The organism is Paenibacillus sp. FSL L8-0494 (assembly GCF_038003695.1).
Taxonomy (GTDB): Bacteria; Bacillota; Bacilli; order Paenibacillales; family Paenibacillaceae; genus Paenibacillus_AQ; species Paenibacillus_AQ odorifer.
On record NZ_JBBOPQ010000001.1, the window covers coordinates 4,347,068 to 4,366,781 of the forward strand.

Consider the following 19,714-nt stretch of genomic DNA (forward strand, 5'->3'; position numbering starts at 1 on the left):
GCCGTGCTGCTTGGAATTTTTAAACCGGAAATGGTTTTAGGTTGCAGCCTGCACTCTATTCCATTATTTTTCCCAAAAAGCACAGCCACTAAGTTCACAGAGCATCGAAGATCGTTAGTTCAAAATAATTCAATTGAGCTACTAGCCAATCATGTCATACCAAATATTACCCTTTATCCATCAGACAGTCCTGAGATTTTACAATTATATGAAGGCTTCTATACGGTTTCACTTGAAACCTATTTTGAGCTTTGGGAAGCTTTTGTAGACATTCATAATGAAATTTTTGTCCAGCTTAAAGGAAATACTAAACCTGTAGTCATCGTTTCAGGTGATCTTGACCCCATTTATCCGACCTATTTATCCGGTTTACAGACTAGTTATATTCTGAATTGGCAATGTATGACGGTTATCAATTCATCAAATATGACGTTTTATGACCAGCCTAAAGAAACCTACAAGCAGATCCACCACTTTTTTCAGAATGGCAATGGATCACCCAAAAGTGAAGATACGTTTCTTCAAGCACTCCATAGTGAACTATTCGTAATGTTGGATGAACAAAACCAAGTTATATCTGAGAACATATTAAGAGTCGATTTATTGAATCATTTTCAAGTATTCGTTAATGGAGAGCAAATTGTTGAAGGCTGGAATCAGCGTTACGCCAAGCAAATTCTCATCTATTTAGTCATGAACCCTTCTGTAACAAGAGAACAACTATGTGATGATCTATGGGGTGAGGTCGCAGCAGGAAAAGCACGACATAATTTACGAATGTATTTAACGCATCTCCGAAAGCTCATTAAGAATGATGAATATAATTTTCTGAGGTTGGATAAGGAAAATATCTACTTGAGTGGGAATATTAAATGTGACTTAACTGCATTTATTAAACTCCTGGATGAGGCTTGGATTGAACAGGATTCCATACATAAACAGCAACTTTGTACGCAATTGTTTGAGCAGCTTCATAAGAACTCATTTAGAACATTGGCCCATGATTGGATATTGAGAGAACGTGATAAATGGGAGGATAGACTATTTGTACTTAGTCAGTATATGTCTGAGCAATACTTAGAGTCAGGAGAACTAAGCAAAGCGATTAAGTACATGGAATGGGCGATTCATTTCCAACCGGAGAATGAGGAAGTTCTGAATCGGATTGGGGATTTGTATTTGAGGTATAGTCAATTGGTGCAGTTACAATGAATTAAGTCATTGAAAGCAACTTCCTTTTATCTAAAGGAATTGCGAAAACTCCCGTGCCATAGGCACGAGAGTAGATTTCATTATGTAGAAACACAGCTTACCATTTATTTCGCAGTACATAATTTCCATGTACACAAAGAATGCAAGTAATAACAAGACCATTAAACTTAAAATCTTGATGAATTATCGTTTTTCAACTTATTAATTAACGCATTAATATTATTTGTTTCAATTTCATTATTACTACTTCTCCAAGCCACTGTAGTATTAAACTTCTTCAGTAATTCAATTAATAGTGTAATATCTTTATATTCACCGTCAGTATAAGCATAAAGCTTTCTTAGTGTTTTATCTTGTGGTTTTTTTTGGATAGGCAATCTTATTGTACCGATTAAAATGGTTTTTTCAGCTTCATCTATTGCCCCTAATTCCCCAACTATAGCCCTATTCTCTCTTAAAATAACGATTTTATTTTCATTTGTAATCGAGGTAGGAATACTACTGTTTAGTTGACTAAGAAATTGCTCAAAGTTAAATACATTCCCTTTTTGATTTAATTGTAATTCTTCAGTCAATTTACTTTCTATTTCATTAGTTATATAAATATCAAACACACCTTCTTTGTGGTTGCCATACATTTTAATTCTCAATATATAGTTAATATTCCTTAAATAAATAAACAGTCTATCTTTCGTTTCCATATCTTCATCAGAAACGAACATCATAAATATAAATCTTCCTCTACCAATACTGATCTCAAAAATAAGAGTCTTTTCATCAGATGAAAATGCTTCCATGTATATACTCTTTAATTGATATAAATTAAATTTGCTATTCATTTTCTAGTCCTCTCTACTTAGCTCAAAATAACATTCTTAATTCCTACATTTACGAAACACGGGTTGTCTGGATTGCCAACCACTTTACCAAAATCTCTACTGAAAACCAATCAGCGATAGCCGAGAAATGAGAATATTATGTTATAAGTTGTTGAGGATTCATTAGAATTACTCCTCATCGTTATTTCTTTGTAAAATCAGCTCTATTAGGCCCTTACATTCACCTATATCTGTAAATCCAACTGCATTTAATTCACCTTCAATAGTCAAGTCATTCCCTAATAAGATATTTAATGCATCAATTTTCGCACTTTCAATCATGCTTTTTTTATCTTCAGTCACTACTATTTCCTGAATAAATAATACAAACCACCTTCCATCAGCCAGTGGCAAAGAAGCTATATGATTATACGGGGAACTAGCAGTGTCCGGTGCACTTAATAGAGGCTGAGTAATATAACATTCTATTTGAACTGCATGTCCAGTTCGAGGAAGTGGAAGCCATCTTACTTTTTTCAAGTTTTCTTCTATATTAATTTCCCTTAATTCACTTCTTGGAATGATAATTCTAAATATATGTTTTGCTTCACCTTCATTAACTATAGGTAGATTCCACTTGACAATATGTCTATCTCTGTTTCGAATTGGAGCGTTAGTGAATTTTGCAACTGAGTCAAAATTCCGGGACCATTGGCATTCACCAGATTCATGTAAACTGACTTTAGAATCCGAGCCTAACATCCTTGTTAAAATATATATATCGCTTTTATTTACCCAAACTTTCCATACCGATGATCTAATACTCTTTGGTTCTCCAATAGAAAATCTTAGTTCTTTCATTCCCTATCTGCCCCTTGAAATTCTTTTAGTTGCAACAGTCCCTGAAAGCTGTAGTTTTATAATGCCATAATACGGAAAATCATAAACCGCTACTGCTCTTCTTTTCAATGAAATTTATCGAATGGTAGAAGCTCCAAGAATTGATTCACACAAACTTCCCCTCAATGATAGAGAGTTACTGGATGAGCCAAACTGGATTAGGCTACGAATAAATAGATACCTCAAGTGTTACCTTGCAGAATTGTCCCAGTTTCATTGGGTCTAGATGTTAATAAAGATATATTGATTCTCTTCCGGAATTCAATTCTGGTCATTAGGGATATCATAGAGGTTATATTTCGTTATGTTTAAAGCTTCTATGTATTAAACCAACAGGTTCACAGCATGATAATGTGTTAGTCGGAATTATTGCCTTCTTTGAAAATCCCACCATAAACTGTTCTCTTACCAATTGGGTCTATGCCTTGGTTGAGTTAGTCTCCCTCTTTTATTTTTCGAGAATTTCACCCTACCGTTTCTGCATTCACGACACCTGGCGAGCGCTGGGCGTGTCCGGCAGAGGGGATATGCCCGATGCGTAAATATTATGTTAGACGAAGTTATCTTTGTCTTTGGATATTATTCAATTCAAGGAATTCCTTAAGATTTTCAGGGAAGATAGGCTCTCCAAACTCAGATGTTTCTTTAATTATTCTCCAGATCTTCGCGCTATTTTTATCATTTGAGTCATACCCTAAAACAGACTCTAACTTAGGTATGTTAAAATGTATCTTCTCAAAAGAGGCTTCTTTAATCAGATTCCAATTTGTAGTTATCATCCCCTTTTTAGTTCTTTCACTCAATGGCTCACCTTTTGAATTAAAAACTTTAATATTTTCTAGTTCAGTATTATAGATATCACTTTCTTTAAGTTCTCCGATTGTTTCAAAAGAGAGCTTTGCCACAAAATTTTCTTCGAAGTCAAAATCATTGATAGCAAAATAATTTATGCCTAAGTGCTTACATAACTTAATTAAAATTAAAGCAGTTACTTTCCCATGATGAGGAACTATAGCAATGTTATTAAAATTCAAATAGGTTTCTGAGTATTTATTATCCTCAGTGAGTTCCAATACTTTTCTTCTGATAATTTCTTTGTAAGTCATCAGATCATTAGGGCCTTCTACAAGTAAAACTTTTTTGCTGAATAATATTTTATTTAGGTTTGGCTCAATTAGCTTGATGTAATTATTATAATCATCAATTTCAGAAAGCAACTCATCAAAAATTTCTTCGTTCTCTTCGACTTCGAGAAACTCACTATTATGTTTGTTGTATTTAAGTACTGTTTGCTTAGTATCTTCATCAAATTCAAAACGAATCAATCCTCTAGTATCAAAGACATCCAACATTTTGTCAGAATGAGTAGTATAAATTACTTGGTGTCCTTTCTCAGCTAAGCCACAAAGAACAGTTTTGTAGAAATATTCTTGATGGTTCTCATGTAAAAAGCTTTCAGGTTCTTCGAATAAGAAAAGACACTTGTCTGTCTCATTGCTCTCTGCAATCGCTTGAATAATAGCCATGACAAACATAGAAATATAACCATCACCAAAATGGCTGATCGGTACAAGGTTTTTCATGTCACCATTAAGACCAACTTTGAACATCATTTCTAAGAATATATCCTCATACTCAGGCAATCCAAATTCAATATGACACTGATTTTGTCTCAAGTTAGTCGAATAATTAATTTGTATCCTATTTAAAAATTCATTCAAACTGGAATCAGCCATTACCTTATCAGTAGAGGACTTTACCTCTGCTTTGAATTGATCTTTTTTATCTGCCATAATACCATCTCTATCAACTATACTTTTGATATGTTTTGCTAAAAATGAAGATAAATTCCCCCAACTTGTTTTCTTTGTTGATATTTCTTTTTTAATTTCATGAAAATTTATGTAGAATATTTTAAAGTATTTAGCTGCACCAAATGAGGTATAGAGTTGTCTCTCTCGTTTCCCATCTTCGTAAGAGTTGATTCTGGCACTTTCTATTTCAGTTCCATCGAGTTCGATATCCAAATAATGATATCCTGTAAGATTTGCTATTTTACCTTCCACTTTATGTTCACTACTACTACTCATTTTTGTTGCAATTAGAGGTATATTATCATAGCTGCGATTATGAAAATCATTAATTGTAAAGCTATCTTTAGTAACATACTTTTCTGTTATTCCATATAAAATTGAATTCAAAAAATTCGTCTTTCCTGCGTTGTTGTACCCTACTATAGCTACTGGTTTTTTATAATCTTCTTTAGGAAAGTGAACTACAACTTTATCTCCAAAAGATCTATAATTTTTAATCATTATATCTTCTATACGAATATAGCTCATACGACTACGCTCCTTTAGTTCTTAAATAGATAATTTCGTCTAACATTATATTCACGAACTTTGTGAAGCTACAAACTTTATCTCAATATTCAAATATTATCCGGTAGAAAGTCTCGATGAATTATAATCTTATTATACTTCAAAATGGAAAAATATGACGAACATTTCCCCTGTATCCAATAGAAAAACTCCCACTAATACTATTAGCAGGAGTTTCTATAGAAATTGATTCACACTTACATCTCATCAATGACAAGTCAAATATCCCATACGGAGGGAAATTCGCTTGCTTATTTATTTATTTATTTATTTGTTTGTTTGTTTACTTAAATGCCCATAACTCCAAGCGTACCAAGGCTTCTTACAACTTAAAGTTTCGGAGCGGCTTTCCGTACCGTACCAAAACATGCCATAAGAGTTTTAATTCTTGAAGTACATCTTTTTCGGTTCCTCGGTCCCGCCATGCTGCAGGATCATGCTTTAAGTGCATAGCAGCAGATCCAATCATGCTCGCATCAATATAACCGTGATGAGCAATACGCTTAGCCAAGGAAGGCATCGTAGGCCCTCTAAAATCTGAAGGCACTTCGTCTACCCACATCGCGAATCCCATGTGCCAATAGAGTTGGATGGCATACTGTAAACATATTTGCTCCAGGATTTGCCCTGTTGGAGTGCCCTTGAATGAAGGATCGGCTACTAAGATTTCCACATCTTCCTTTAGACGGATATTTCCATGAACCTGCGCTTCAATATAGTGGTTAAGATTACGTTTAGCTTCACCCTTTGAAGGGTCTGTAAACGGCATTGTGAGGTTGACCCGAAGATGGTCGACTAATTTTTGTGATTGAAGATCTTTTTCCCCTAGAGCGGAATCTCTTAAGAAAATCTCCTCTAGTAATGCCGCCATCATATCATCAAATTCTGCATATGTCCCTTTCTGTACAGGGTTTTGATGCGAATCCATATAGGTGTATGTACTGCGATAAGAAACCTCAGGGGATAGGAGGAAATAGCAGGAGCCAAAGCGCGGAGCTGGCCCATCCGAATGACGCATCAAATCAAGAGCGCCATATTTAGGGCGTTCGCTATTCGAAGCACCCTCTTGTTGGTATGCCCCTCCAAATAGTCTTTCCTCCCACAAATCACGTTGACCGCCCGGATAGGCTGATACACTACCACTGGATAACAAGGTCTCAAATTGGCTCTTGTACACGCCTTGCTCCAATAGCGCCTCTGCAACACTTTTCTTTACCGGATCTAGTCGATCTGGATGGAAATGTAGAGCAATCTTCGCATGTGACTTTATTTTGACCACAGCATCTTCAAACTCTTCCCGATCCACATTAGACATTTGAAGAATTTCATGGATAGTCTGAACTGCTTCACTTTTTCGAGTTCGCGCGTAATTCGTAACATATTCTAAAGCCGATAATTGTGACTCCGATAGTTCCTCAGTGAACTGAGACTCTCTTATTTTATTGGCATTTGCATCGCCTTTCCACTCCATTGCTTATTCACTCCTTTCTAGACCCAGTCCATAAGAAAAGAGACTTGAGTTCTCCTCTCACTGTATCAAACGCTTCTTCACTTGAAACTTCATATCCTTACAATCGCGGAATCCGATAACTTTACGTGGATCTGGAATGATATAAATTCAAAATAGTAATCAACTCGATTTGCTCGTAAGGTGCTGTCAAATAGGGACTCAAAACAAATACCATTCAGTTAACCGTCAGTGTCACAACCACTCAACCATTATTAGAGCGTCTCAGCCAATTTCTGAATCTTTGAGTGGGAAATTAAATATACATTGCCTATAATGTCGATTTTGCTGTCCTTCACACGTACAGCACCATCTTTGTCTGCCGCCACATAAATATCCATTTTATTCGATAAAGGGAAACGCTCCTCAATCATCGCGGTGTTATCATGATCAAAATGAGCTTCAAAAGAAAAGTGATTAAGAGCCATACCTTCACAAACAGTGCATTCATCCACATATTCATCAGACATGTTCATCCCACCAGCACTTGTTCCCATTACAACAGCATTGCTTTTTTTAATCAAATCCGATAATTCATATTCCGTCAAAAGGTACTTTTGGTCGCGAGCGGTTCCACCACATAAAAAAACGACAGAGGCGTTTTGAATTAACCGCTGGGCATCTTCCTTCTGCGTGCGGTCATCAATGAAATGATATTCATCAAAATAAATGTTAGCCTGATTAAACCATGTCCTTTCAAAAACACTATCAATATTAACTTGTTCATCACTAAAATCAGACGATTCAGCGCTAATCATAACGAGCGATTTTCTGTCTGTTATATCCTCATGCAACACATTGACTAATTTCTCAGAAAAACCCTTATCATAAAACCAATCTAAGTAATAGTGAGTTTTCATCCGTAATTACCTCCATATGTAATATTTAAATTTATCCATTATGTTTATCAAAATCCATAGTGCCAAGCAAGAGAAATTATCTTCATTCCTTTTATACCATGGATATCGTACCATATAATGGAATTCAATAAATCTTACAAATTGATTAAAACAAAAAAATGCCAGCATCATTAGTACCTTCGGTGAATAGCAAAAAGACTTACTCGAGGTATCGATCCCTTCAAGTAAGTCTTTATTTCTAAAGTTATAAAGATACTAGTCCCTTAAACGAAAACATACTCCCCATCACCAATCCGAATCGTCTTCCCTTTCAGCTCTAACGAATCCGTTTCAAAAACCACCTGCTTGAATTGGTTCTCGTCTCCTTGTACGAAAACAAATGATCTATCGCCAATCTTAAGGCTGAAGGTATCATCCTCTGGCTTCGTAACAGGCAGTCCGAATATGGTTCCCCAATGGTTGGCTGCAGCTTCAGGATCGGAGACATGAAATACAGCACGGACGATTTCGACTTCTCCCGCAGGATGAGGCTTAATGACTCCAGATGATGTTAATCTTTCCACTCGCTCTGTATCCGTTCCGCTCCATTGAATAATGAACGGATAGACCAGTCCCCCAAAGTCACCAGCAATGGTCATCATCCGCCACTCTATTAATCTGCCCTCGTTATCTAGACGCTTACCATCGATAATTGGAGATAATGATAAGCCTGCTGCTTTCAGAGAAGCCGCTACTTCTTCAATATCATCCGTCCGGATAACTACTCTACTTAGAACTTCATGTTCTGGTAAAAGTTCAACTGCATCTTTCACCACTAGATTATGTTCAGTTGCCTTTGCCAGCTCAAGATTCTCAATGCCCAGAAACTCGAGATAGGTTAGCCCAAAGTAACTTAAGGCATTATAGGTTCCCCAATCTTTATGAGATCCTCCTTTAAAAGCAACCAATCCATGAGCTCCAAAGATCTCAACCGGTTTGGCCAAATCATTGACATAGTGAACTAAATGATCCCATTTCATCGTTGCCATGATTACTTCACTCCCAACTCAGTAGTACGTTTTACAGCTGCCAGAACACTTCTTTGCAGGCCCGCTGCGAAATCACTGTTGTTTAATTCGTACAAGCCATGCATGCCGACACCGCCAGGTGAATTATTAATATCCAGCAGCTGTCGTGGATGCAGCCCTGTCTGTTGCAGCATTGCTACCGATCCCATCATATTCTCCAATGCAACCTTCCAGGCTTGCTCACGCGGCAGTCCGGCAAGTACACCTGCATCCACGAGAGATTCAATGAAATAATAGATATAGTTAGGACCCGCCACACCAAATCCAGTGAAAACATCCATTAACGCCTCATCCAGATATTGTACTTTTCCAAAGCCAAGTAAGAAATGCTCCACTTGATCACGAGTAGCATAAGCATTTAACGCTACACCACTATATCCATATCCTGTATCGGTTAAAGTATTGGGGATAACCCGGATAATGGACCGTTCAGCTCCAAAATACCCAGCTAATTGATCATTCGTCACACCCGCCACAATCGATACGATAGCGGCAGAAGCTGTAGCGAATTGTTGTACGATTTGACCAAGTGTAGTTAAATCATCCTGTGGACGAACTGCCACTACTATTACATCTGCTGTAGACAGGTTATGCTCTTGTGAACTCTCCGTATCTACACCATATTTGGTATTCAAAAACTGCAGCCGCGCTTCATTAATATCCGATACACTAATTTGATTTACAGACAAGGTGTTATTCGCTATACATGCGCGGATGATCGCTTCCGCCATCTGTCCGCCACCAATAAAATGAATCTTTTCTTTGGTCACTCCGTTCACTTCCTTAATTAATTGTTGTCCCAAGCTTCAGGTAGAATGAAACCATCATATTTTTCTAATCCATGAATATATTCTTCAAACTCTTTGGATTCATAAGCAGCTTTCAAATCTTTAGCCCACTGTGAATTTTCATCCTTTTTATTAACCGATACGATAATTCTGTGTTCCATAGGTGTGTTTTCTATTTTCAAAGCATCCGTAATCTTTCTGTCCGAATTGGCAATATAATTACCGTTTACAACGCCATAATCAACATCTTGAAGGGAGACAAGGATTTGAGCGGGGTCCAGTATTTTAATATCAATATTATATTTATCCGGTTCCATACTATTAATATTGAAATCCGCTACGCCCGCCCCTTCTTTAATTTTGACCCAACCCAATTCTTCCAGAATACGTAGTGCACGCTCTTGGTTTACCGGATCGTTCGGAACAGCTACGGTTGTACCGTCTTTAACATCGTCTAGCGTGGTATGATTTACAGAATAAAGACCTTGTGGAGCACCTGGAACATAAGCAATTCCGACCATATCTGCATTGATTTCTTCGTTAATAGCCTCCATATAAGCTGTACTTTGGAATATGCTTGCGTCAATGGAGCCTTCCTTCATTGCTGGATTGACCTGCATGTTTTGCGAGAAGGTTTTAATGTCAACGGAATACCCTTGTTTCTCTAGAATCGGTAGAATCGATTGGCGGAATTGTTCCTCATAGGTTCCGACACCAAATCCAACGGTAAGTTTTTTCTTATCTCCAGAATCCCCCGCCTCTTTATTGCCACAAGCCGTCAACACTGCAAGAACACCTATCATCATCACTAACATTAACTTTTTCATACTTACTTCCCCTATTCCAATATAGATTTTTTAAATTGTGCCAACGCCTCATCCGTCACATTGAGTGGGATTGCGCAATTTGGAGATAGAATAAACGGCTGGTCTTTCATTAACTTTAATGCATCTTCAGCCTGCTGCTTGATTTGGGCAATATCGTTTACCGCAAACAACCCATGATCGACTCCCCCCACTTTAGTAGCTTTGAGATTTGCCTCTAACCCTGGATTCCCCTTGGCTATCGTATCCCAACTGATCCCGTCAATCCGATAATCGTTGAACTTCTCAGGCTGGGCGTAAGCTCCACAAGTATGAAGAATGTTTTTTCCATAGCTTGCTGCTTCTAACACAATAGAATCATAAGGTCTGGACAGCTCATCAAACATTGCTTCATCAAATAATCCTGGGTGAGCTGTGCCCGTCACTGCGTAGAACAAACCGTCAGAACCCGCTTGCTGTAACTCTTGTACATAATCGGCTAAAGTTAAGGAAATCGCATGTAGCGCATGGTGTGCTGCCGCTCGATGTTCTTTAAACAAGGATTCCAAAGTTACCGGGTGCTCAATACCAAACACCGTTTTAGTAACGTAAGCAGAACGTCCTACAATAAATAGCAGCACTGTTAATGGTGAAAATACCGTCTGGATTAGTGGGGTATCTGGTAACCCTTGGCGAATTTTTCTAACCGCATCTAAATGCTCTGCCAAAGGGGCTGACTGGACTGCCTTTTTAACATCGATATCCCACAGACTAGCCGCTGTTGGAATAGCCGTCGTTTGCTGTCTCGGAAATACGGTCTGATAATCCGTAAAATCGTATTGATTCCCCCAAGCTTCCGCCAGATAAGTCGCTCTTGGATTAATCTTGACCCAATCCCAATCATATTTTTTCGTAAAAGAAATCGTAGTTTCTGCTAAATCATCTGCAGTTTGTTCTTTGTCGATAAAATGGCGCCAACCACTTCCGATTGGACGATCCGCCCGTTCTCCTGATAATAATGCGTTAAAACGATCTTGCTTACTCCATTCACTCATCTGTCGAGTCCCTCCCAAAATATGTAGTAACTAGTAACGGCGAATTTTTCTTGCTAGCGTGTTGCCTAAAGATTGAATCCCTTGCACTAAAATAATGAGGATAATCACGGTGGCTACTACGACAACAGTGTCAAAGCGTTGGTATCCATATACGATCGCCAAGTCTCCCACGCCGCCTCCCCCTACCGTTCCAGCCATTGCAGTTGCACCTATCAGACCAATCGTCGCTGTTGTAAGAGACAGGATTAAGGATCCAACCGCCTCTGGCAATAAAAAGTACCAAATGACTTGAAAAGGAGTGGCTCCCATCGCCTCAGCGGCTTCAAGGATTCCCGGATTCACTTCAAGCAGTGAGTTCTCTACCAACCGCCCTATATAAGGTGCGATATAGATAATCAAGGGTACGATCGCTGCGCTTGTCCCAATTGAAGTATGAACAATCAATCGTGTGAAAGGCACAATCGCAACCAGTAAAATAATAAAAGGCAATGAGCGAATGATGTTGATAATCGGATTTAGTATGGCGTAAAGCGCTTTGTTCTCCAAAACCCCACCCGGACGAGTGATGACAAGCAATATCCCAAATGGGATCCCAATCAGGGAGCCAACAAACAAGGAGAACCCTACCATTTGAATTGTTTCTATAATCGCCTGCAGAAATTGATCACCTGTTACTGTGGTCGAAAACATTAGATTCTACCTCCTCTACACCGACTCCATTTCTTGTTAAGAAAGATAATGCATTGTTAATCTCTGCTGCCTCACCATCGAATTGAATGATCACTGTTCCCAGTGTTGTTTCTTGAATCTCCGTCGTATTCGCAAATAAAATATTGACCTTTATATCGCAGGAGCGAATCATTTCAAACAGGATAGGCTCAGAGGCACTTGCTCCCACAAAATTAAGCTTGTACAGCTGACTTCCGGGTTCTGTTTTGATAGATTTCCGCACGCTAGAGGTCATGCTATTTTGAATAACCGTCTTCACGAAATTTTGCGTGGTCAGATGTTTTGGACTTCCGAATACATCTAGAACACTTCCTTGCTCAATAATCCGGCCTTCTTCCATGACCGCTACCTTGTTACAAATCTCTTGAATCACAGACATTTCATGTGTAATGATCATCACGGTAATGTTGTATTCAGCATTGATTTTTTTTAATAGCTGTAAGATAGAATGTGTGGTCTGTGGATCTAAGGCAGAGGTCGCTTCGTCACATAAAAGGATAGACGGATTCGAGGCAAGCGCTCTAGCAATCCCGACACGTTGCTTCTGACCACCTGATAACTCACTCGGGTAACTCCCCGCTTTGTCACTTAATCCAACAAACTCTAGCAGCTCCATTACCCGCTGGCGGATTTCATTTTTATTCTTTTTTAGGAGAACTAGAGGGATCGCCACATTATCAAATACTTTTTTAGATTCTAGTAGATTAAAATGTTGAAATATCATTCCGATATTTTTCTTAGCGGTACGCAACTCTTTATCGTTGTATGTTCCCAAATCACGTCCAGCGACCATAACTTGTCCTTTGGTGGGTCTTTCCAAATAATTGACTAAACGAATTAATGTACTTTTCCCAGCACCGCTATAGCCGATAACCCCGAATATATCGCCTTTTTCGACCTTTAAATCGATTCCTTTAAGAGCATCAATAGTGATCCCTTTCCGAGTGAACGATTTGTAAACATTCTTTAATTCAATCATTTCCATTCCCCTCAATCATATATAGGATTAAGCTTCCTCTTGCAGCTTCACCAGCGCTTGTTCTGCCAATAAAGCGAAATACTTAGCAGCTGGTAATATCGCAGCTTCATCAACATCGAAACGAGGGTGATGTAAGGGATAGGCTGGACCTGATCCTATATTCACAAAAGCACCCGGTATCTGTTGTAAATAAAAAGAGAAATCTTCTCCACCCATCTGTGGAGGAATATCATGTACTTCATAGCCGAAATCTGAGGCGATCTCTTTGGTAAAGTCCGCCCATTCCCCATGATTTATCGTTGCGGGTGGACCTGGATACCAATGTAACTGTGCCTCTGCCCCAGCTCCCGCCGCAATTCCTTCGATAAGACGAGTCATTTGTATCGGAATATTGCGGCGAATCTCTTCATTATAAGTTCTTACTGTACCTTCTAATTCGACTTTTTCCGGCAATACATTCCATGTGAAGCCTCCATTAATTCGGGTAACACTTAGCACAACTGGTTCCGTGGTGCTGTTTTGACGACTTACGATGGTTTGTAGTGCGGTAATGATCTGAGCCGCAGTTACAATCGTATCCACACCTTTTTCAGGATAAGCAGCATGAGCGCCGACACCTTTTATTGTAATTTCAAACCGGTCAACACCGGCTGTTAAAGCTCCTGTTCTTGTTCCAAAAGCTCCCGTAGGCAAGTCAGGTGAATTATGGAGACCAAATATAGCCGCCACATCCTGGAGTCCTCCCGAGGCTAAGACACTTTCCGCCCCATGCCCTGTTTCTTCCGCGGGTTGAAACAATACTCTAACCTTTCCAGGTAATTCACTTTCACGAGCCTTTAATAATAATGCAGCACCTAAAATAGTAGCCGTGTGAAAATCGTGACCACAGGCATGCATTTTTCCTGGGATCTCTGAGGCAAAGGACAATTCAGTTTGTTCCTCTATGGGAAGTGCATCAATATCACAACGAATGGCCACTATGGGTCCGTGACCCTGCCCAATCTCTGCGATGAGTCCGGTTTGTAGAGGCAAGTCAAGGATGTGAATATTGGCTTGGGTCAGCCATTCCCGTAATTTTGTTGTGGTTTTAAACTCTTCATACGCTAATTCAGGCTCACGATGCAGGTTTCTGCGAACCTCTATTAATTGATTAGCTAAAGCTTGCTCAACCTCATTTAGTGGTTTCATAGGTGATGTACTCCCCTTTCGTTATGCTTCCAGCTTTTCTTCAATCCCTTTGATGCGATCAAGCGCAGTCGATAGACTGCTTAAAATATGATCTTGCATGGCTTTTTCAGCACCATCTTCATTTTTAGCAGCGATCATTTGTAAAATAAGATCATGTTCTTCATCCGCTTGTGTGTTCCAATCCCCATGCATAGAGACGAATCGACAATAACGAAGCGAATGATCTCTTAATTGATTCAGAACCTTCTCGAAGGTTTTTAGTTCGCTGATTTCTGATAAATAATCATGGAACTCAAATCCATATGTAACAAAATTCTGATTATCACCAAGCTGGAACGAGTGTTTCATTTTTGTAATCATCGTCGTTAAATTCACAATATCTTTCTCTGTGGCATGCTTAGCTGCACTTCTTGCAATATAGCCTTCAAGCATGCTGCGAATAAGAAATATTTCTTCAACCTCTTTAAGGGTTACTGAAGCTACCCGCAGTCTTCCATTTGGCTGTCGAACCAGAAAATCCTCGTTCTCCAATCTCTGTATCGCCTCTCTTAGAGGTGTGCGGCTGACTCCGAGCAAGGCCGCCAAATTTTCTTCATTTACAGGTTGATTCGGTTCAAACTCGCTATCAATAATTTTTTGTTTTAATTCATAGTAGGTATTATCCTTTGATAACCTTCGTGATCGTATCGCCATTTCTATACTGCTCCTCATCGATAATATGTGGGGTCCGAACCCCAATAATATATTTGTATAATTGTATACAATTATTAGTTAAGGATTGATTAGTTAGTTACATTCCCTTCCATACCGTTCAAGCTTTTTTATACTATATTCCAATTATTCCACCTAGTCAAGTAGGAATTAAAAATCAAGCTAATCCCCTCTTTTCAACACAAAAAAACCCTACAACCAACAAGGGTCGTAGAGCTATTTTTGGATAAATAAATTTCAGAATTAGAAGGAAATAATCCCCGAGGTATGGAGCAGCACTAGGAACACTAGGATCGGCGCCACATAACGGAGCATAAACAGCCAAACACGGAACCAGCGTGCCTGTAGTCCAGCGGCTTCCGCTGCACCTTTCCAGAAATAACCGGCGAAGATGGTAATCAGCAGACCTCCAAGTGGCAGCATAATGTTAGAGGTGATAAAATCCAGCCCATCAAATAGAGATTTGCCACCAATCGTTAGCTCCGGGAACATTCCCAGTGACATCGCTAAAGGAATACTAAGAAGGAAACAGATCAACGTCAAAATCCAAACCGAACGTTTCCGGCTCCAATTCCAGCGCTCCATTGTGAAGGATACTGGCACTTCAAGCAGCGATACAGCTGAGGTTAGAGCAGCAATCGCCAGCAAGATAAAGAACAAACCGCCGAAGAGCGCACCAAAAGGCATAGCCGAGAAAGCGGCTGGCAAAGCGATAAAAATCAGCGAAGGCCCCTGATCAGGAGCAATACCAAATGAGAACGTCGTCGGAAAAATAATCAAGCCTGCGATAAAAGCATATAACAAATCTCCCGCACCGATTGCGATGGCAGCGGTACCTAGCGATTGTTTTTTATCAACATAAGATCCGTATGTCAGGAGAATCCCCATCCCGAGCGATAATGAAAAGAAGGCATGTCCCAATGCAACTAGCGCAGATTCCGCTGTCAACACTGAAAAGTCCGGTTTTAGGAAAAAGGAAACCCCTGCGGATGCACCCGGTAAGGTTACCGCGCGAATCATTAACACTACAAGGAGTACGACCATACCAGGAATTAATACTTTGTTAAATTTCTCAATCCCGCCTGATACACCAAGGATGACTACACCCGCCGTAATCAGAATGGCTATCCCCTGCCAAACGATCGGCATATATCCGGAGACAAACGAATTGAATTCGCCTGCATAATCAGTAGTGCTGAATAGTTGTCCATTAAAAGCAATCATCGAATAGTTCAGCGTCCAGCCAGCAACAATAATATAAAAGGAGAGAATTAAAAACGGCGCAAGCACCTGCAACATTCCAGCTGCAAACCAACTCTTCCCGCCTCCAGCCCGCATAAAAGAGGTCGCCGCGCTACCACGCCCGCTGCGTCCGATAGCCAGTTCTGCCAACAGCACCGGTAACCCTATCAGCACTAAACAGACGATGAAAAGAAGGAAAAAAGCTGCCCCCCCATTTTCTCCTGTAATATAAGGAAACTTCCACATATTCCCTAGCCCAACCGAGCTGCCGATGGCGGCAAAAATAAAGCCCGCGGAAGAGAAACGTTCCTCCTTCTCCGAGAGAAGATTTTTGTTACCCTTAATTTGATTCATTATAACGCCCCGTTTTCTTTTTTAGACCTCATTATAGCTTAAGTAACAAAGCACGTCATATGGAAATTTTCTGACTATTCTTATAACTACTCAAATTTTCTGTTTGTAAACGCTTATATTGTTTATTCAGTCACTGAATCTTACGAAGAATTATACTACTAACTCCCCTTTCTCATTATATCCACTAATGTCGTGCCTCATTGCTTCAATGAAACGAATTGTCTATATCCTGACGATATCTTTTAACAAAAAAGGCTCCCACTAAGGGAGCCTTTTCTAAACATTATTTGCGGACAGAGAGAATGAACCTCTCAAGCTTAGCTGTATCGGTTATGCTCCGATTACATTCCTGATTATCCAAACATACGTATTGACCCACAGCAGAAATATTATCCGGCGAAACGTTCACATTCTTGGTCTTAACATAAAAGAATGCAAGCTCTTGATGCCGATTGCAGAACATGCAGTACCCTTTTTTGTGCGTTGGTGTAATTCTACCCTCTATACCAATGAACTGTCCTTCGTACGGATAGATAATGAATAATTTATTACTGGCAATATCTATCCAACTCAAATATGTTATGTTGCGATAGTCGATGAGTTGTAGATCAGGTACTTTCAGTTTCTTATTCTTAGGGAATAGCTTCTGAATCTGCTTCAGCGTAATCGTCGGATATGACTCTAGGTATGGTTCTAATTCACTAAGATATCTCTGGAAATCTTCTGCAGTTTCGAAGGTCGATATTTGTTCCAGCATCTGCTTGTGATTCTCCGTAAGAGAAGGAAATGCCTCAATAATGTTCGTAGCAGCACTATATCTTACAGTCTCCAAGACTCTGCGATCCGCAACGGTTCGCAGGGTATGCAGAACAAATTTCGTTTGTTTCTTAATTAAGTTATATTGATGGTTTCTAATAAATGGTGTACACATCGCTTTTCAGCCCCTTATTTATATTAAAAGTTCATAAGGTGCAAAGCCCATTTATAGAAACGATAAAATTAAGTTGGGCGATATAGTCATCCATCGCACCTCACGCAAAGTATCGCCCTATATTAGGCTTTGCGTGAGGAACTTCTAGCTAATGGGCATTTCAACATTAGCACTGTACCACCTCCGAGCATATTTCATGCCAAAAGTATAGCACCGTATTTTAGAAGGCGCAATTCATCTCGGGTGTCTAATTTGCATGCCATACCTACAAAAAAAGGGAGCTACATGGACTAGTCCAGTAACTCCCTCTTTTTTGACTATTCTTTTACAGCTCCGACTACGATCCCTGTTACAAAATACCGTTGCAGGAATGGATAAACTAACAATATCGGTAGCGCACTTATGAAAATCTGTGAAGCCCGTATAGTCCGTTGAGACAAGTTAGCTACGGCTGACGGATCAAGCTTAGACATATCTGCCTGAACGATAATGGTCTGCATAAACGTCGCCAGCGGCAGCTTATCCGAATCTCTGATATAGATTATACCGTCAAAATAAGAGTTCCAATGACCCACCATCATGAATAGAGAAACCGTTGCAATGACTGGTAAGGAGACTGGTAAATATATTTTCAAAAAGGTCTTAAAATGTCCTGCCCCATCAATAAAGGCTGCTTCCTCAAGGTCCTTAGGTACACCACGGAAGAAGTTCAGCAGCAAAATGATGTTAAATACGGCTACCAATCCAGGTAGGATAAGTGCCATCAAAGAATTCATCAGCCCGAGCTTTAGAATCAGGATATATCCCGGAATCAGACCCCCACTGAACAGCATGGTTACGACAAAATACCAAAGATAGATATTACGCGCCCGGAAAACTCTAGTTTCCTTAGAAAGAGCATAGGCTGCAACCGTATTTACTACCAGTGCAAGTGCTGTTCCTAGTATTGTCCGCTCTACCGACACCCACAGGGATGTAAGAAAATTAGTGTTGTTAAAAGTTTTTGCATAGGCCTCCAAAGTAAAGCCAATTGGCCAAAAGGTGACCAATCCAGCATTGGCTGGGGCGGACGCACTAAGAGATACCATGAGTAAGTGATACAATGGCAGCAAGCAGAGCACCGAAAGGATAGTTAGGAGCACATTGTTGAATATGCTAAATATTCGATATGGAAGGGTTTTATGGTACATTTGTTGTCATCCTTTCTAGAAAATTCTGTACCCTGCAAATCTATAGGCAAGTCGGTATGAAATAACGATTAGAATTAAACTAATTGCCGATTTAAAAAGATTAACTGCGGTCGCAAAGCTGAATTGTCCGCTCAGAAGACCTTCTCTGTACACAAAGGTATCAATGATATCCCCTTGTTGATAGATCAAAGGACTATATAGGTTAAATACCTGGTCAAAGTTGGCGTTCAATACATTGCCCAGTGCCAAGGTCGCAATTACAATAGCAATTGGAATAAGTGCTGGTATGGTAATATACATCGTTTGCTTCCAGCGACCTGCCCCATCCACTTCAGCAGCTTCATAAAGTGATGGATTAATGCCGGATAGCGCAGCTAGGAAAATGATCGTGTTGAAACCAAATTCTTTCCAAACATCACTGGCTATGATGGTAAATCGGAACCAGTTGCCGTCCCCTAGAAAAAAGATCGGTTTTATGCCGAAAACGGACGAAATAAACTGATTGACGATCCCTGTTTGTGCTAGGATATCGATCAGAATTCCTGAAAGGGTAACCCAAGACAAGAAATGCGGTAGATAGACGAGTGTTTGAATAGATCTTTTAAGACCCATATTCCTTACCTCATTGAGCAACAAGGCGAATATAAAAGGAATAATCAGGTTCAAAACAATTTTGGAGCAAGCAAAAAACAGTGTATTCCAAGTAATTTGCAGGAAATAATCGTTCTCCCACATGTACCTGAAATGCTTAAGTCCGACCCATTCGGAATCAAAAAATCCTAATGCAGGCTTATAATCCTGAAATGCCATGAGTATTCCTGACATGGGGATATAAGAAAAAATAAAAACCATAATTGCCGCCGGTAATACCATGAAGTGGAGCACCCATGGTTGTTTATAGCCTTTTTTTCTTTTACTTTTTATACTTGGTTTATTTTCCAGGCCTACCTGCTGTATTGAATTAGCCTCCATAGCTCTCTCCTGTTCCCAAAAAAAATA

18 protein-coding genes are annotated in these 19,714 nt (G+C 39.5%); 1 reads left to right on the forward strand and 17 read right to left on the reverse strand.

The genetic code is table 11. The features are described from left to right. The first annotated feature begins 3 nt into the window (after positions 1-3). Positions 4-1,212, forward strand: coding sequence for an AfsR/SARP family transcriptional regulator (locus NYE35_RS19755; RefSeq protein WP_341121920.1), 1,209 nt, complete (start codon positions 4-6; stop codon positions 1,210-1,212). Between the two features lie 167 nt (positions 1,213-1,379). Here NYE35_RS19755 and NYE35_RS19760 read toward each other — a convergent pair whose 3' ends face one another. The 17 genes from NYE35_RS19760 to NYE35_RS19840 form a co-directional block, all read right to left on the reverse strand. Continuing rightward, positions 1,380-2,051 carry a hypothetical protein gene (locus tag NYE35_RS19760; RefSeq protein ID WP_341121921.1) on the reverse strand — a complete coding sequence of 224 codons (672 nt, stop codon included), beginning with the start codon at positions 2,049-2,051 and terminating at the stop codon, positions 1,380-1,382. A gap of 168 nt (positions 2,052-2,219) precedes the next feature. Beyond that, positions 2,220-2,891 carry a hypothetical protein gene (locus tag NYE35_RS19765; protein WP_341121922.1) on the reverse strand — a complete coding sequence of 224 codons (672 nt, stop codon included), beginning with the start codon at positions 2,889-2,891 and terminating at the stop codon, positions 2,220-2,222. A gap of 599 nt (positions 2,892-3,490) precedes the next feature. Further along, entirely contained in the window at positions 3,491-5,272 is a 1,782-nt protein-coding gene (locus NYE35_RS19770; protein ID WP_341121923.1) for an ATP-dependent nuclease, read from the reverse strand. Positions 5,273-5,633: 361 nt separating this feature from the next. Beyond that, positions 5,634-6,782: a DUF3626 domain-containing protein gene (locus NYE35_RS19775; RefSeq protein WP_341121924.1), complete on the reverse strand. Its 1,149-nt coding sequence runs from the start codon at positions 6,780-6,782 to the stop codon at positions 5,634-5,636. 251 nt (positions 6,783-7,033) lie between these two features. Further along, complete coding sequence (locus NYE35_RS19780) at positions 7,034-7,678, reverse strand: Type 1 glutamine amidotransferase-like domain-containing protein (protein WP_341121925.1); 645 nt, start codon at positions 7,676-7,678, stop codon at positions 7,034-7,036. A 263-nt stretch (positions 7,679-7,941) separates the two neighbouring features. Continuing rightward, positions 7,942-8,706, reverse strand: a complete 765-nt coding sequence (locus NYE35_RS19785; protein ID WP_341121927.1) for a VOC family protein — start codon at positions 8,704-8,706, stop codon at positions 7,942-7,944. Between the two features lie 2 nt (positions 8,707-8,708). Then, the gene (gene proC, locus NYE35_RS19790; protein ID WP_076106412.1) at positions 8,709-9,515 is read right to left on the reverse strand and encodes a pyrroline-5-carboxylate reductase; all 807 of its coding nucleotides are present in this window, start codon (positions 9,513-9,515) and stop codon (positions 8,709-8,711) included. Between the two features lie 17 nt (positions 9,516-9,532). Continuing rightward, complete coding sequence (locus tag NYE35_RS19795; protein ID WP_036688665.1) at positions 9,533-10,360, reverse strand: MetQ/NlpA family ABC transporter substrate-binding protein; 828 nt, start codon at positions 10,358-10,360, stop codon at positions 9,533-9,535. 11 nt (positions 10,361-10,371) lie between these two features. Then, positions 10,372-11,391 carry a uroporphyrinogen decarboxylase family protein gene (locus NYE35_RS19800; protein ID WP_326047667.1) on the reverse strand — a complete coding sequence of 340 codons (1,020 nt, stop codon included), beginning with the start codon at positions 11,389-11,391 and terminating at the stop codon, positions 10,372-10,374. A gap of 30 nt (positions 11,392-11,421) precedes the next feature. Next, positions 11,422-12,081, reverse strand: coding sequence for a methionine ABC transporter permease (locus NYE35_RS19805; protein ID WP_339809839.1), 660 nt, complete (start codon positions 12,079-12,081; stop codon positions 11,422-11,424). After that, complete coding sequence (locus NYE35_RS19810) at positions 12,056-13,099, reverse strand: methionine ABC transporter ATP-binding protein (protein WP_341121929.1); 1,044 nt, start codon at positions 13,097-13,099, stop codon at positions 12,056-12,058. The genes NYE35_RS19805 and NYE35_RS19810 overlap by 26 nt, the downstream gene beginning before the upstream one ends. A 27-nt stretch (positions 13,100-13,126) precedes the next feature. Further along, positions 13,127-14,287, reverse strand: a complete 1,161-nt coding sequence (locus NYE35_RS19815) for an amidohydrolase (RefSeq protein WP_341121930.1) — start codon at positions 14,285-14,287, stop codon at positions 13,127-13,129. Positions 14,288-14,308: 21 nt separating this feature from the next. Next, complete coding sequence (locus tag NYE35_RS19820) at positions 14,309-14,980, reverse strand: GntR family transcriptional regulator (protein ID WP_052097124.1); 672 nt, start codon at positions 14,978-14,980, stop codon at positions 14,309-14,311. A 261-nt stretch (positions 14,981-15,241) separates the two neighbouring features. Then, the gene (locus NYE35_RS19825) at positions 15,242-16,594 is read right to left on the reverse strand and encodes a sodium-dependent transporter (RefSeq protein WP_036688675.1); all 1,353 of its coding nucleotides are present in this window, start codon (positions 16,592-16,594) and stop codon (positions 15,242-15,244) included. A 283-nt stretch (positions 16,595-16,877) separates the two neighbouring features. After that, positions 16,878-17,525, reverse strand: coding sequence for a FusB/FusC family EF-G-binding protein (locus tag NYE35_RS19830; protein WP_036688678.1), 648 nt, complete (start codon positions 17,523-17,525; stop codon positions 16,878-16,880). Positions 17,526-17,842: 317 nt separating this feature from the next. Next, complete coding sequence (locus NYE35_RS19835; RefSeq protein WP_036688680.1) at positions 17,843-18,715, reverse strand: carbohydrate ABC transporter permease; 873 nt, start codon at positions 18,713-18,715, stop codon at positions 17,843-17,845. A 15-nt stretch (positions 18,716-18,730) separates the two neighbouring features. Then, positions 18,731-19,687 carry an ABC transporter permease gene (locus NYE35_RS19840; protein WP_076100321.1) on the reverse strand — a complete coding sequence of 319 codons (957 nt, stop codon included), beginning with the start codon at positions 19,685-19,687 and terminating at the stop codon, positions 18,731-18,733. Positions 19,688-19,714: the final 27 nt, after the last annotated feature.